General features: G+C 41.6%; 18 protein-coding genes and 1 other annotated feature. Of the genes, 3 read left to right on the top strand and 15 right to left on the bottom strand.

Going from position 1 to position 14,670, the window contains the following annotated elements:
- The first annotated feature begins 19 nt into the window (after positions 1–19).
- Positions 20–1,189: an aminotransferase-like domain-containing protein gene (locus KI210_RS02850; RefSeq protein ID WP_212780381.1), complete on the top strand. Its 1,170-nt coding sequence runs from the start codon at positions 20–22 to the stop codon at positions 1,187–1,189.
- A 91-nt stretch (positions 1,190–1,280) separates the two neighbouring features.
- Here the strand turns inward: KI210_RS02850 and KI210_RS02845 are convergent, their stop codons facing one another.
- Positions 1,281–1,619 carry a winged helix-turn-helix transcriptional regulator gene (locus KI210_RS02845; RefSeq protein ID WP_212780380.1) on the bottom strand — a complete coding sequence of 113 codons (339 nt, stop codon included), beginning with the start codon at positions 1,617–1,619 and terminating at the stop codon, positions 1,281–1,283.
- 91 nt (positions 1,620–1,710) lie between these two features.
- Positions 1,711–2,472 (bottom strand): TrmH family RNA methyltransferase, encoded by a 762-nt coding sequence (locus KI210_RS02840; protein WP_212780379.1) that lies wholly within the window; start codon positions 2,470–2,472, stop codon positions 1,711–1,713.
- A gap of 95 nt (positions 2,473–2,567) precedes the next feature.
- On the opposite strand from KI210_RS02840, the gene KI210_RS02835 reads away from it, so the two are divergent.
- Both KI210_RS02835 and yidC read left to right on the top strand, forming a co-directional pair.
- Complete coding sequence (locus KI210_RS02835) at positions 2,568–2,843, top strand: acylphosphatase (RefSeq protein ID WP_212780378.1); 276 nt, start codon at positions 2,568–2,570, stop codon at positions 2,841–2,843.
- Between the two features lie 46 nt (positions 2,844–2,889).
- Positions 2,890–3,846 (top strand): membrane protein insertase YidC, encoded by a 957-nt coding sequence (gene yidC, locus KI210_RS02830; protein WP_212780377.1) that lies wholly within the window; start codon positions 2,890–2,892, stop codon positions 3,844–3,846.
- Between the two features lie 32 nt (positions 3,847–3,878).
- On the opposite strand, the gene KI210_RS02825 is transcribed toward yidC, so the two are convergent.
- The 13 genes from KI210_RS02825 to thrS all read right to left on the bottom strand — a co-directional run bounded on the left by KI210_RS02825 (position 3,879) and on the right by thrS (position 14,638).
- Positions 3,879–5,462 carry a HAMP domain-containing sensor histidine kinase gene (locus KI210_RS02825; RefSeq protein ID WP_212780376.1) on the bottom strand — a complete coding sequence of 528 codons (1,584 nt, stop codon included), beginning with the start codon at positions 5,460–5,462 and terminating at the stop codon, positions 3,879–3,881.
- On the bottom strand, positions 5,462–6,166 hold the full coding sequence (locus KI210_RS02820) for a response regulator transcription factor (RefSeq protein WP_212780375.1): 705 nt from the start codon (positions 6,164–6,166) through the stop codon (positions 5,462–5,464). The genes KI210_RS02825 and KI210_RS02820 overlap by 1 nt, the downstream gene beginning before the upstream one ends.
- Positions 6,167–6,283: 117 nt before the next feature.
- Entirely contained in the window at positions 6,284–6,835 is a 552-nt protein-coding gene (locus KI210_RS02815) for a YceD family protein (protein ID WP_212780374.1), read from the bottom strand.
- Position 6,836: 1 nt separating this feature from the next.
- Positions 6,837–7,988 carry a nucleotidyltransferase gene (locus KI210_RS02810; RefSeq protein ID WP_212780373.1) on the bottom strand — a complete coding sequence of 384 codons (1,152 nt, stop codon included), beginning with the start codon at positions 7,986–7,988 and terminating at the stop codon, positions 6,837–6,839.
- Positions 7,989–7,990: 2 nt separating this feature from the next.
- Complete coding sequence (rsfS, locus tag KI210_RS02805; protein ID WP_212780372.1) at positions 7,991–8,338, bottom strand: ribosome silencing factor; 348 nt, start codon at positions 8,336–8,338, stop codon at positions 7,991–7,993.
- Between the two features lie 20 nt (positions 8,339–8,358).
- The gene (yqeK, locus tag KI210_RS02800) at positions 8,359–8,952 is read right to left on the bottom strand and encodes a bis(5'-nucleosyl)-tetraphosphatase (symmetrical) YqeK (RefSeq protein ID WP_246487308.1); all 594 of its coding nucleotides are present in this window, start codon (positions 8,950–8,952) and stop codon (positions 8,359–8,361) included.
- Positions 8,945–9,577, bottom strand: coding sequence for a nicotinate-nucleotide adenylyltransferase (locus KI210_RS02795; RefSeq protein WP_212780371.1), 633 nt, complete (start codon positions 9,575–9,577; stop codon positions 8,945–8,947). Before KI210_RS02795 ends, yqeK begins: the two co-directional genes overlap by 8 nt.
- A 10-nt stretch (positions 9,578–9,587) precedes the next feature.
- Complete coding sequence (gene yqeH / locus KI210_RS02790) at positions 9,588–10,697, bottom strand: ribosome biogenesis GTPase YqeH (protein ID WP_212780370.1); 1,110 nt, start codon at positions 10,695–10,697, stop codon at positions 9,588–9,590.
- The gene (locus KI210_RS02785) at positions 10,697–11,221 is read right to left on the bottom strand and encodes a YqeG family HAD IIIA-type phosphatase (RefSeq protein WP_212780369.1); all 525 of its coding nucleotides are present in this window, start codon (positions 11,219–11,221) and stop codon (positions 10,697–10,699) included. Before KI210_RS02785 ends, yqeH begins: the two co-directional genes overlap by 1 nt.
- Positions 11,222–11,371: 150 nt before the next feature.
- Entirely contained in the window at positions 11,372–11,728 is a 357-nt protein-coding gene (rplT, locus tag KI210_RS02780) for a 50S ribosomal protein L20 (protein ID WP_212780368.1), read from the bottom strand.
- A gap of 37 nt (positions 11,729–11,765) precedes the next feature.
- Entirely contained in the window at positions 11,766–11,966 is a 201-nt protein-coding gene (rpmI, locus tag KI210_RS02775; RefSeq protein WP_212780367.1) for a 50S ribosomal protein L35, read from the bottom strand.
- 20 nt (positions 11,967–11,986) lie between these two features.
- Complete coding sequence (gene infC, locus KI210_RS02770) at positions 11,987–12,520, bottom strand: translation initiation factor IF-3 (RefSeq protein ID WP_212780459.1); 534 nt, start codon at positions 12,518–12,520, stop codon at positions 11,987–11,989.
- A gap of 25 nt (positions 12,521–12,545) precedes the next feature.
- Positions 12,546–12,654 (bottom strand) — a sequence feature (ribosomal protein L20 leader region).
- Between the two features lie 49 nt (positions 12,655–12,703).
- Positions 12,704–14,638, bottom strand: a complete 1,935-nt coding sequence (thrS, locus tag KI210_RS02765) for a threonine--tRNA ligase (protein WP_212780366.1) — start codon at positions 14,636–14,638, stop codon at positions 12,704–12,706.
- Between the last annotated feature and the right edge of the window lie 32 nt (positions 14,639–14,670).

Here is a 14,670-nt window from a genome sequence, read left to right as displayed (position 1 = left end):
TGAAAAACGAGGCACAAAGATGCAGAAAACAACTGAGAAAAAAGATACAGATTTAAATGACATTATGACCATGGCCGACAATCCTGAAGTAATTGCCTTTTCCGGCGGACTGCCAGATCCCGCCCTTTTCCCAGAAAAAGCCCTAGCCCAGGCCTATCAAAAAGCTATTAGTCAAGATCGGGGAGTTTTTCAATATCATTCAGCACAAGGAAATTTGCAGCTACGTCAGCAACTGGCAAACCGTTGCCAGAAGGATGGCCAAATTAATGCCCAAGCTGAAAACGTATTGATCACGCAAGGCGGCCAGCAAGCCATCACCTTAATTGCTGAAATGGTTCTTTCAAAGGGATGCGGAATCGCCGTTGAATCGCCTACTTACTTGGGAGCGCTCAATGTCTTTGACCAATATCAGCCTAACTATTATCAAATTCCGCTAGATGAAAACGGCATGGAGATTGACAAATTAGCTGAACAATTAGAACTTCACCCTGAGATTAAATTGATCTATACGGTTCCGGACTTTCAAAATCCTACCGGCACCAGCATGAGCCTTACCCGGCGCAAGCAACTAGCAGACCTAGCCGCCAAATACCAAGTATATGTGCTGGAAGACAGTCCTTATCGCGACTTGACCTACACCGGAAGCCAGCTGCCAACAATTAAGAGTTTCGATCAAACGGGTCATGTCATCTTTATTTCGAGTTTTTCCAAAATTCTCTCCCCGGCGCTCAGAACCGGTTGGGTCATCGCTGCGAGCGACGTTATTGGTAAACTTACTGAATTAAAGGCAGCGAGCGACTTATGCTCACCAGAAATAACGCAACGTTCAATCTGTTGCTATTTGACGGATAATTCTTTGGATCAACACATTGCGCAGCTTTGCCAAAACTATCAAAAAAAGCAAAAGGTAATGCTAGGAGCGATTAAGGACTACTTCCCATCCTGGGCTAAAGCAACTAGTCCGAAGGGCGGATTCTTTATTTGGGTGGAACTGCCAGAGAAGCTTGATGCTGGAAAGCTCTTAATTGAGTCAGTCTTGCCCAAGTATCAAGTATGCTATGTTCCAGCAAGTGCAGTTTATGCCGGTGCTTCAAAGAAAAATGGCTTCCGCTTAAGCTACGTCGGCAATTCTCCAGACAAAATAGTTGAAGGAATTAAACGCTTAGGGACATGCCTAAAACATGTCTAGACCTTTTTAACGCAAAAGAAAAACTTCGAAAGCAAGTTGTACTTGAATTCGAAGTTTTTTTATTATGAAGTTTTAGATAAATATCTTGGACCTAAACCCATTTGTCAGCCCAAGTATGAACTTGGTCAAAAACCGGTTTCAAATCCGCTCCTTTTGGCGTCAAACCATAAGAAATAATTCCCGTCTCTTGGTCTACTTCGCGCTTGACAATGCCTTCGTCTTCCAGCTCACGCAAGCGAGCAACCAAAACGCGATCGGAACAGGCAGAAATACATTTTGCCAATTCTTTAAAACGCATATAATGAGTGTCACATAAGGAACTGATAATCAGGCCATTCCATTTCTTGCCAATTATTTGAAAGGCATTAATAAAATGATCGCATAATTCGTAATCTTCCTTACAGCCACTGGTTTTTGCAGCTTCAGCCATTAGCTTCCCTCCTCTTCTTAATAAACTCCAGCTATTCTTGGTTTTACTTACATTATAGCTTTATTTACTTACTAAATACAAGTAATAAAACCTAAGCAAAGTGATAAATCATGATCCCGGCAGCCACGGCAGCATTCAAAGATTCAGCTTGCCCATAAATTGGAATGTACAATTTTTCATCACTTAATTGTGCAATTTGGGGACTAACGCCATGCGCTTCGTTGCCGATGACGAGGCCCAGACCAGCTACTGGTTCAAACTCCTCCAGCTTTTTAGCATTGCGATCAAGCATGCTGGCATAAACCGGAAGGTTGCTGTTTTGCAGCTCGGCAATGGTTTCTGGTAAGTCCCTAACTAGTAAATCTATATGAAACTGACTCCCTTGCATGGACCGCTGTACTTTAGGATTATACAAATCAACGCTTTCAGGCGACAGCACCACTCCATTAAAGCCAGCTGCATCTGCCGTTCGAATAATGGTTCCAACGTTACCAGGATCGCTTAAATTATCCAGCAACACCCACTTGCCATAATTAAACGAAAAACTTTTTGGCTGGCTGATTTTTAAGACCATGAAGATGCCTTGGGGAGTCTTGGCAGCCGTCAAATGCCGACAAATTGCTTGATTAATTTGGATTGCCCGATTATCTAGCGCAAAACCAATTTCTTCAGCCTTGGCTAAAGCTTCGCTGGTTCCCAATAAATATTGGTAATTTAAATGCGCCTTGTAGGCTTCAGAAACTAGGTGAAATCCTTCAATCAGGTAGGATTGACTGGTCTCGCGTCCTTTTTTGCGTAAAAGTTTGGCAATTTGTTTAATAGTTTGATTATTAACTGAACTAATTTGTTGCATTTTTTAAAATCCTCGTAAATTCTCTGCTAATTTAGTTTAGCAGATTTTTCATGCTAAAATTAAGAGTAATGGACTTTTTTCAAGGAGGGATTTTAATGACAACGGTTAAGTTGACGATTTATGGGATTGTGCAAGGCGTAGGTTTTCGCTGGAGTGCAATGAACCTAGCCCAGCAAATTGGTTTAAATGGAACAGCCCAGAATAATCCAGATTCTACGGTAACAGTTTGCCTTCAAGGCAGCGACAGCGATATTGCTCGTTTTATCATGGAATTGCCTCATAAAATTTCCCCTTTTGCCAAAATTGACAAGATTGAAAAAGAAGTTCTGCCAAAAGTGGAAAAGATGCATGGTTTTCATGTATTATATTAACCATATACTTAAATATAGACTTTAGGAGAAAAGAGAAATAGGTTTAATGAAGAAAATTCGCAAATATTTGTTAGCCGGCTCTACTTTAGGCATTTTAGCCTTGGTGCTTTCTGCTTGTTCTAGCTCCAAGAGCGGACAAGCGACCAAGCCAGGTGGTATCTACGGCTTTTTCTACCAATACATTGGTTTGCCTTTGCAGCACATAATGCTGCAGATGGCCCATGCCTTGGGCAGCAATGGTGCTGGTTGGGCAATTATTATTATGACTTTTGTGGTGCGACTGGTCTTAATGCCGTTAATGCTTTACCAACAAAAGAAGAGTATTGAACAACAAGAAAAAACTGCTCGCTTGCAGCCACAGATGACCCTGTTGCAAAAAGCCATGAAGCACGAGAATATTACCCAAGAGCAGCAATTTACTCTAACTGGGTGGCAGAGAGATATTTACAAGAAAAACAACCTGTCAATGACTGGCGGAATAGGCTGTTTGCCTTTGTTAATCCAATTCCCAATCCTAATTGGAATTTACGATGCGGTTTACTACTCAAAGGCCTTATCGGCTGCAACATTTTATGGCATCCCGCTTAGCAAGCGTTCCATTGTCTTAGCGATTGTTGCTACCTTGTTGACGGTAGTTCAAACCTGGATTTCAACCATCGGGATTCCTGAACAACAGAAAAAGACGATGCAGACGATGTTATGGATGAACCCGTTAATGACTTTGTTCTTCAGTATTTCATTTCCAAGTTCAATTGCCCTCTACTGGGCTGCGGGTAATTTAGTTCTGTTAGTACAACAATTAGTGATCACCTTTATGCTTCAACCAAAGGTAAAGGCTAACGTAGAACAAGAGTTACAAGACACGCCAATTGTGGAAGTGGTAACCCAAGAAAAGATCGATCAATTGTTTAACCAAGCTGCTAAGAGCGCTAAGAATACTAAAAATACGCAATTGCACAATGACTTGCGCAACCGCAATAAAGGAAAACAACATCGAAAGTAAAATAAAAAGGACCTCAAAGGTCCTTTTTTTGTTTACTTATTTGACTGGAGTTTTTCTGCCTTTTGGGCCTTTAACTCGGCTAATTCCGCAATTTCCTTGGTACTTAATAGCGGAAATTCGAGTTTAAACTGGCTTCCCTGACCTTCAGCCGACTCTACGCTAATTTTACCGTTATACGATTTGACCAATTTTTGCGCAATCGACAGGCCAAGGCCATTACCGCCCTTTTCGCGGGTACGCGCTTTATCAACTCGGTAAAAGCGGTTAAAGATCTTCTTTTGATCTTCTTCAGAAATCCCCTCACCAAAGTCTTGCACCATGATCATGACCATTTTACCAGAAACGCCAGCAGAAATATTGATTTGCTTACGATTCGTAGAATACTTGATGCCGTTATCAATCAAGATAACCAGCAATTGTTCTAAGTGGCCGTGATTAATCTGAATCTGGGCGTCTTCTGGCAAATCTTCCATATCAAGCTGCAGTTTGAAATCTTGATGAACCAGCTGCATATCACTGACCTCGCGACGTAAAACCTCCGTCACATTGGTCACTTCGTATGGATAGTTAACATTGATTTGTTCGGCTCGGGTCAAATCAAGCATTTCTTGAATCAAGTGTTTCATCCGATCTGCTTCTTGCAGGGAGGCTGAGATCGATTCTGCTAAAATCTCGGGATCATCCTTGCCCCAACGCTCAAGCATGTTTAAATGGCCCTCAATAACGGCAACAGGCGTCCTCAGCTCATGAGACACATCAGAGACAAATTCTTTTTGTTGATCAATATATCGCTGCATTCGATCCAACATCTGATTAAAGCTAAGGGCAAGATCCTCTAGTTCGTCATTACGATGAAGTTCCCTAATTCTGACATCACTATCAGGATCCTTATTAACCTTCCGAGCAACCCGAGAAATCTCTTTAATTGGCTTGACCACGCCACTGACTAATAGGTATGAAATGGCAGTGAAGGATATAATCGCAATAATCGAAATGATAATCATCCACCGCAAAACTTGACTCATGAGCTTATTGTATTCAGACATGGTATTTTGAACAACAATATAACCAGTTGTTTTTCCAGTCCTGGTGGAACGAACGCGTGAATAAGTCATCAGATAAACCTTATTTTTTCGTCGCACCTCAACAGATTTGCTCTCACCTTTTGGCTGACTTAACTTAGGTGTCGCGGAGCCGTTGGCAAAAACCACTTCATTATGACGGTTATAAACCACGATGCTTAAATCAGGGTTGGAAAAAGATGATACCAAATCATCTGAAAAAACTGAATTGCTTGATTTACCATTGCTGTAGATTGTCGGACCGCCATTTAACAATCTTTTAGTACTTGGCGATAAGGAAGTAACAACATTTGAAACCGTAAGTTCTTGATTGATGCCTTCCAAGTTGCCGTTCAAGATCGTGACGGCATTATCATTGATATCATGCTGTTCAGTAATGCTCTGTTTGGAAACAGTAGTATAAATTACAATTGAGAAAATGACAAAAGAGACCACAATCGTCATTGTCACAACCAACATCCACTTGGCAATTAATGATGATTTTTTGGTCTCTTTAGTCTCAGCCTTGGCAGCCGTTTTTTGCTTATCTTTCATTAGTCTTCATCTCTGACCATGTAGCCAGTGCCCCGAACTGTCTTAATATAAGAAGGTCTACCTGGAATATCAATCTTATTGCGCAGGTAACGAACATAAACTTCAACAACGTTGGTTTCAATGTTTGATTCTGGACCCCAGATCTTGTTTAACAATTGATCGCGGCTAACTACATTATTCTTGTTTTCAATCAAGGTCATCAACAAGTTATATTCCCGCTTGGTTAAATCAACGGTCTTACCATCACCGCGGTGAACGATCCGGTTAGCAGTTTCAATCGTCAAATCCTTAAACCGTACAACTTTTTGTTGGCCGGAAGGACCTTGTTGAGCCTTCTTTTCAATATCAACCCGACGCAAGACTGCCCGAAGTCTAGCCAACAACTCTTCAATGGCGAACGGTTTAACAATATAATCGTCTGCTCCGTGGTCCAAACCTGAAACTCGGTCAATCACTGAATCACGGGCCGTCATCATAATAATTGGCGTAGTCTTAGCTTGACGAACCCGACGAGCAATTTCTAGTCCGTTTAAATCCGGTAACATTAAATCAAGCAAGATTGCATCGAAGTTTTCATTTAACGCATCTTCGAGCCCCTTGCGCCCATTGTTTTCTACCACTACTTGATAATTTTCGTGCTTTAACTCAAGTTCTACGAAGCGCGCTAAATTCTTTTCGTCTTCAATAATCAAAATCTTTGCCATTAGTTACATCCTCATCAATATTAACGTTATCAATATTCCTTATTAGGAATGAATTTGTTTTTTAATTTTATTCTACTTGAAAAAAGCTGGTTTTACAAGGATTAAAAAGCAATTAACTTAATCATCGCCCTGGTCCTCATTTTTTAGGAGGTCCTTTAGCTTAGCAAAAGCTGGATTTGGCTTATGTTCTTGTTCGGACTCAAATTCAGCTTCCGAGATAACCTCCCAGCCTTGACCAGCTGGGAAGATATTTTTGCTTTTTTCTTCTGGGGTCAAACCCGTGGTTGGAATGTGCAAGAGAATGTTATCTTCTACTGCTTCTTGCAGATCAATCTGACCATCGGGGATTTGCACAATAAAGTCGACTTCTTCTGCTTCCTCCGCACTCGCCTTGCGATCAAGATAATTTTCAGTAAATGTAAAATCTTCGTGAATTGCCACGGGAGCCAAGCTTCGACTTGATGGAACAACCAAATCGGCTGATACATGATAGTTTGCAACTACAAATGGTTCTTGGTAAAAGGCATCAACCTCTACCTGAGCCGATTTTAAGTCCAATAAGAGCTCATGTCCCCGCTCCAAAAATTCCGGCCGTACGGCCAAGTCATGGTCTAGATGAACTAATGGCTGTTTGCTGTTTTTGATGCTATCAAAACTAATTGTAAACATTTTATACCTCAATTGGACGATGACCAAAGTTTTGATCATGTTTCATAAATTGTTCGAATAACCGGTCTGTCTTTACGTCTAAAGCCAAAGAGCCGGTTGACGCGTTCTTCCGATCAACTTTACTGATAATTGGAATTTGGCTCTGTTTACGCAGCTTTTTTAAATACTTGCGTCCGATTTTGCTATAGCCTAAAAGCAGCAAGGACTCATCATCAAAGCTCGCCCTAATTGCCTCATCCGTAACATTCAAAAGGGTAAATAAACATAAGCGGCGCAAACGAGCGTATGTATAGCGCTTGGACTTAATATGCCGCAAAAATTCAGTAAAATCTTCTGCTTGATGAATTTCGGCCTTCATCTTATATTCAAGGCCTTCGCTCATTTGATAAATTCTTTGTAAATCCGCAATGTCAGCCGATTCTAACCGATACTTCAACAAAGGAAATAACAAATTCCAATTTGGATAGCGGTCCTGCTTGATCAAGGCTTCCGCTTCAGCTTTTGGCATAAATAAATCTAATTCGCTGGTATCTTCACCATGCAGCAATAAATTTCGAATTGCACTGGCACTTTGAACAGCATCGTTTCGGTCCAAAATACTATCATGACCTGCCCCCACCCGATTTACCGGTTTCAAATCGAGAGGAGAACCCAGGTAATAATTCGCAACTGCATACGCTAAACCTAAAATAGCGTTAGGCTGACTAACTTCGTAGCCGACCTCCCGCGCTACCATTTGGTTATACTGGGTCGAATAGGTTTGGGAATAATCCTTGAAATCAAGGTGATTTTGCGGAATTTCTGCAATCTTTTGCCCAATATAATCAAAGTCTAGATTAGCGTCCTCAACGCCAAAAACCAGTTCCTTGGCCCCTAAGCGATCCAATTTATCCACCGCTCCCAAGGCAAACATATCGGCTGCCTGGACTGCCGTAGAAAAAGGCAGCTGCAAAACCAAATCGGCGCCCGAACTCAAAGCAGCCTTGGCTCGTAGCCATTTGTCAGTAATAGCCATTTCTCCGCGTTGGACATAATTGCCTGACATTAAGACAATTATGGGATCGTCTTTAGCAATTAAGCGGGCTTGATTTAGCAAAAATTCGTGTCCGCTATGAAATGGATTATATTCAGCAATTATGCCAACAACTGCCATTGTTAATCTTCCTTTACTTCCAGCTGTTTTCCATCTGCCCAAAGTTTCTCAAGATTATAGAACTGACGGGCTTCTTCAGTAAAGATATTGATAACCACATCGCCCATGTCGATCAAAAGCCAATTTGAATCACGGGTTCCTTCAATGCGATAGTCAGTGTATTCATGTTCATGGCATGCTTCAACAATTGAATTAGCGATCGCATGCAATTGCCGGTTTGAGCCTGCCGTTGTAATGACATAGTAATCGGCTAAAATACTAATGCCGCGCATATCATATGCTTCTGTGTCTTCGCCATGGCGATCTGAAATCGCCTTAAGGGCCATCTCTAAAACTTCGTTACTCTTCATATTGCTCCTATTTCTATTTTTTATTCGGCAGCCCAAACATTGTAGGCTGCAATTGTTTTGGGATAAATCCGGGCACGTTTGGCAATTAAAAACTCTAATGTATGACTTAACTCATAAGCTACGCCCTGATCTAAGTTAGCAAAGCTCACTTTGCGGGCTTCTTCAACGCCGGGAAAACTCCGACCAGGTTCAATGAAATCAGCCACAAAGACTATTTTATCCAAGGTCGTCATTTCCGTATCGGCCGTAGTATGCCGGCGAATTGCTTGCAAAATTTCGGGATCCGTAATCTTTAAATCACGTTCAATGAAGTAAACGCCAACGATGCCATGCCAAATTGCCCGATTCCAGTTTAATAAATCTGGATCAAAATTTTCGCTTTTAATTACCGCTTCAAATTCACTGTTATCAACCTGTTTAGCATAATCGTGAATAAAACCAGCCAAGGCCGCCTTATCTTCATCATAACCATTCAGCTGTGCTAATTTTCTAGCAGTCTGACTAACCCCAATGCAGTGCTCGAACCTTGCAGCATCCATCATGCTTTTTTCTTTGGCAATCAATTCAGCACTAGACAATGGCGAGTACGTTTTTGACAAGCTAAAATCAGTCAAGATAAAGCCCCTTTTCCTTGATATATTGGCGCACTGGTTCAGGTACTAAATACCTGATGGAAGTTCCCATGGCTACTGATTGGCGAATTTCCGTTGATGATAAACGAATATCGGGAGCATCAACCCAAATCATCGGAAACATTGGACTTTGAGGATATCCCGGTCTTCTAATTCCCACCAAGGTCGCCAATTTTGCAATCTCTTTTGGTTCCTTCCACTTGTGAAAACTATTTACCTGATCGCTGCCCATAATTAGATAGTAGGTGTTTTGTGGCGCTTTTTCGTGTAAATACCGAAGGGTGTCAACCGTATAAGACACTCCGCCACGGAAAATCTCAATTAATTTTACGCGCAAGCGCGGATTATCACGAGTTGCCAAATCCAGCATGGTTGCCCGATCCTTAGCCGATGTTAAAGGTGCATCTTTATGAGGAGGAATATTATCCGGAATAAACCATACTTCATCAAGACGCAGCTTTGTTAATGCTTGTTCTGCAGCCACTAAGTGGGCAATATGAACAGGATTAAAAGTCCCACCCATAATACCAATTTGGCGACCTGCCCGTTTGCTTTCAATTTCTGGTTCAAACTCTACTTTTGGTTCTTGTGCAGATACTTTAGCCATAATCTTACCTCTAAATTAATGCTCGTCTGATCCCTAGACCAATTTGATCAGGAGTATAAGCTTTCACCACGCACCCTGCTGGCACCGTCACAAAACCGATCCCGCCAAATAGCAAGTCGCTCTTAGTATCAGGTGAAAATTCCTGTCCGCTCAGAGCTGGTAAATTTTCATCGCCTCTTGGCGGAACCAGCAATTCACCCACATGCTTTTCATAAAACGCATCCGCATTAGCTGTCTTGGTACGGTGAAGGTACAAGCCCCGAGCAGCGTAAACCGTAAAGCTGGTTGAAGGCCCAGCCAAGTAATCGATTCTCCCTAGGCCCCCTAAAAATAGGGTGTTGCCTGGAAGCAATTGGTAAGTTGCCGGCTTCAAAGGCTTTTTAGGCGAGATCAAGTCGAGATCTTTAACGTTTAAATGAGAAGCCAATTGGTTTGCACTCAAAATCCCCGGGGTATCCACTAAATAGTGACCATTATCTAGGGGTATCTCTATTTTATCAAGAGTTGTCCCCGGAAAACGACTAGTGGTAATTAAGTCCTGAATATCACCCATTTGATCGATGATCGCATTAATCAAAGTTGATTTGCCTACATTAGTTGTGCCCACAAAATAGACGTCACGATCTTTGCTGGCTTGATTCAAATAGTCAATTAGTTCAGGCAGATTTAATTTTTTGGCTGCCGAAATTAGGAAAATATCCTTTGGATACAAACCTACTCGATTAGCTTCTTGACGCATCCAATCCTTGATTTTGCTTTGTTTGGTATTTTTGGGAAATAGGTCGAATTTATTCCCCACCAAAATAAAGTCATTATCGCCCACAAAGCGCTTTAATGAGCTCAAGAGCGAATTGCTAAAGTCAAACAAGTCAACTACATTGACTACCAAGGCTTTTTGTTGGCTCAAACTATTTAGCAAAGCCAAGAAGTCGTCATTGTTTTGTTCAACCGGCATAATCTCATTATAGTGCCGCAAACGAAAACAGCGTTGGCAGTAGACATCGCTAGCTTCGTTTTCCCTAGCTTTTGTTAAAGCACTGCTAGGCAAATAGCCGGATTTTTTAGGGTCTTGATCCTGTAAAACGGCACCGCAACCGATACAAATTAATTCATCATTCATTATTGTGCCTTAATCTCCTTGGAAAAGCTTATCCGTTTCCGTATATTTAAGAAAAAGAAAATAATCCGTTCAAAAAAACGATTAATCCGGGTATTCCACTTGTCAGTTGCCACCAATGGTTTAACTAAGACAGTATTCACGCCGGATTTATTCCCTGCTACCATATCAGTAATCAATTGGTCACCAACGTATAAGACGCGGTTTAAATCATAACCGCTCTTCAAGGCTTCGTTTTTAATCGCAAATGGCAGGGGCTTTTTAGCCTTGGCAACAAAAGGAATACCATATGGATCTAAGACCTTGCCAACGCGTTCAGCATTATTATTAGAAATAACCACCAACTTAATGCCCTGAGATTGCAAACGTTTATTCAAATGGTCCATTTGTTTAGCAGTTTCAAATTGATTCCATGCCAATAAAGTATTATCTAAATCAGTATATACTGCTTGAATTCGGTGATCCTGGAGCCATTGATCATCCAGATGGTAAATCGTATCAATTGTATACTTAGGTCTAAAAAGCATGCAGCCAATCCCTTCAATCATTTTATTTAATATTAATATAGCAGAAACGCCTAGGAGCGTAAAATAATAACCCACAAAACTGAACCCTGGTCCGTTTTGTGGGTTATTCAGACCCGATCACATAGACCGCATCTGCACTTTTAAACTATTTTAGTTTAAGGCCTTCTTAGCAGTTTCTGCTAACTTAGCAAAAGTTTCTGCATCGTTGTAAGCAATGTCAGCTAACATCTTGCGGTTCATGTCAACACCAGCCAACTTCAAACCGTGCATCAACTTGCTGTATGACAAACCGTTTTGACGAGCAGCTGCGTTAATCCGAGCGATCCATAACTTTCTAAATTCGCTCTTACGCTTCTTCCGGTCACGGAATGCGTACTTGTATGATACAAATAATTGCGTGCTTGCAGCTTTGAATTGCAAGTGCTTAGCACCGCGGTAACCCTTAGCAAGTTTTAATACCTTCTTACGACGTGCGCGTGTTACAGTTCCACCCTTAACTCTTGGCATCTGAAATTCCTCCTAATATCGTTGTCTAGTTAGTTAATTAACGCATTTGGGAAAGCATCTGTTTGATGCGCTTCAAGTCGCTGCGTGAAACCATAGCAGCTTTTCTCAAATGACGACGTTGCTTCTTAGTCTTACCGTGGAAACGGTGACCAGTAAAAGCGTGGTGACGCTTCAAACCGCCGTTAGCAGTTCTCTTAAAACGCTTTGCAGAAGCGCGGTGGGTTTTCATCTTTGGCATGGTTAAATTCCTCCAATTAACTAATTCTTCTTTTTGTCTTTATCACTCTTAGGAGCAAGCATTAAAAACATGGACCGGCCTTCCATCTTAGGCTTGCTAATTACAGTAGCAATGTCTGAGGTAGCATCGGCCATTTTTTCCAATACTTGTTGTCCTAATTCCTTATGAGTGATTGCTCGACCTCTGAAACGAATTGACACACGAACTTTAGCCCCTTCTTTAGTAAGGAACTTTTGAACATGTTTCAACTTGGTGTCAAAGTCGTTGCCTTCAATCGTTGGACTTAAGCGAATTTCTTTGACGCTTACAGTCTTAGAATTCTTACGAGATTCCTTTTGTTTCTTTTGTTGTTCAAAACGGTACTTCCCGTAGTCCATGATTCGGGCAACCGGTGGCTTGGCATTAGGCGAAATAAGCACTAAGTCTAAATCAGCTTTTCCAGCTTCAAGCAGGGCTTGTTGCTTACTCATCACGCCAACTTGCTGACCATCTTCATTAATTAAACGAACTTCGCGGGCGCGAATTTGATCGTTTAAAATTAAATTCCTTGCTATGACTGTTCACCTCCGTGTTAATTTGAGGACAAGAAAAGCGCGGGCATCAAAACCCGCGCTTAATCAACAGAAAATATCGATTAGCCCAGAGGTTGTCTAACTTAGGCGAGAAGCGCGAGCTTCTTCTTGTTCTCAACTAGATAAAAATTATACTCGTTAACTATTTTTTCGTCAAGCCTATTTTTACTTTTCACGCGAGTATGACTTAACGTCATCAGTCAACTCTACTAAGAATTGACCAAATGGCATTGCTTCTGAGTTTTCTTGGCCATACTTACGAACATTAACTTGGCCTGACTTCATTTCGTCATCACCCAAAACTAAAGTGTATGGTACTTTTTGAGTTTGAGCTTCCCGAATCTTATAGCCAAGTTTTTCATTTCTAAAGTCAACTTCAGCTCTAAAGCCTTGCTTAACCAATTCTTCCTTAACCTTCTTAGCGTAGTCGCCGTGAGCATCCAAGTTAACCGGAATAATGTTAACTTGTTCTGGTGCCAGCCAAGTTGGGAAAGCACCCTTGTAAATTTCAGTTAAGTAAGCGATGAATCTTTCCATGGTACCAACAATACCACGGTGAATCATAACTGGACGGTGTTCTTGACCATCTTCACCAACATAAGTTAAGCCAAAGCGTTCTGGCAACATAAAGTCAAGTTGGATGGTTGACATGGTTTCATCATTGCCTAAAGCCGTCTTGGTTTGGATATCAAGCTTAGGACCGTAAAAGGCTGCTTCACCTTCAGCTTCAACGTAGTCAAGACCTAAATCGTCCATCGCACCCTTCAGCATGCTTTGACTTCTTTCCCACATTTCATCATTGGCAAAGTACTTGTCCGTGTTCTTAGGATCACGGTAAGACAATCTGAAGTAGTAGTCAGTGATATCAAAGTCCTTGTAGACATCCATGATCAGCTTCAAAATCTTGGCAAATTCTTCTTGTACTTGGTCCAAAGCAACAAAAGTGTGACCGTCATTTAAAGTCATTTCACGCACACGTTGCAAACCTGACAAGGCACCTGACTTTTCGTAACGGTGCATCATCCCTAATTCGGCAATCCGAATTGGCAATTCCCGGTATGAACGGATGTGGTGCTTGTAAATTTGAATGTGGCTTGGGCAGTTCATTGGCCGCAATTCCAGCATTTCGCCGTCACCCATATCCATTGGTGGGAACATGTCGTCACGGTAGTGTTGCCAGTGACCAGAAGTCTTGTAGGCATCTAGGTTCATTAAAACTGGCGTATAAACGTGTTGGTAACCGTCACCAACTTCTTTGTCGATAATATAGCGTTCAATTACCCGGCGAATCGTTGCACCCTTTGGCATCCAGTATGGCAATCCGGCACCAACCTTTGGGTCGACGAAGAAGAGGTCAAGGTCGCGACCGATCGTTCTGTGGTCGCGTTCCTTAATTTCTGCCCGGCGCTTCAAGTCAGCTTCCAAATCCTTTTCCTTAAAGAATGCCGTACCAAAGATTCTTTGCAGCATTGGGTTGGATGACTTGCCTTGCCAATATGCACCGGCTACCGATAACAATTTGAAGTGTTTAATCTTACCTGTGTTAGCAACCAAAGCCTTGAAGCCAAAGTCAACAAAATCGCCTAATTTATAAGCATCAACTGGATCAGCTTCCTGCTTGAGCAAGTCCAACTTAAATGGATCATCCTTGAAGATTTCTGCTAATTCGCTCTTAGCCAATTGTACATGTTCAATTGCTTGCCCAGCTTTAATCGCCTTGCCCATGGCTTTTTCTAATTCAGGCAATTCTGAAACTGAAATTTGAGTTTCATCTTTGTCAGTGTCAACGTAAAAACCGTCATCTTGGGCGCTGCTAGTACCAAAACGCAGCCCGGCAAAGTGCTTGTGAGCTACAGCTTCAAAAACGAAAGCTGCAGAATCCCGCAGAACAGCTAAACCTTCAGCATCCTTATCGGTAATAATGGCAACTTCGCAGTCTTGGTCCAAGACAAAATCAAGCGGCTTAATTTCACCATCTACTTTGCCAGCTACAGCAGCTTTTGCTAATGATGAGGCAATTGATTTTGCCAAATCAGCTACTGATAAAGCTGATTCAAAATCCTTTTTTGAACCATCAGGCAAACTAATTGAAAAACTCATGTTAACCTCCAAATAATTTGAAAAATAAAAAA

Source organism: Lactobacillus corticis, assembly GCF_018327645.1.
Taxonomy (GTDB): Bacteria; Bacillota; Bacilli; order Lactobacillales; family Lactobacillaceae; genus Lactobacillus; species Lactobacillus corticis.
The sequence above is the reverse complement of the archived record's forward strand: the minus strand, read 5'-3'. Positions and strand labels throughout refer to the sequence as shown.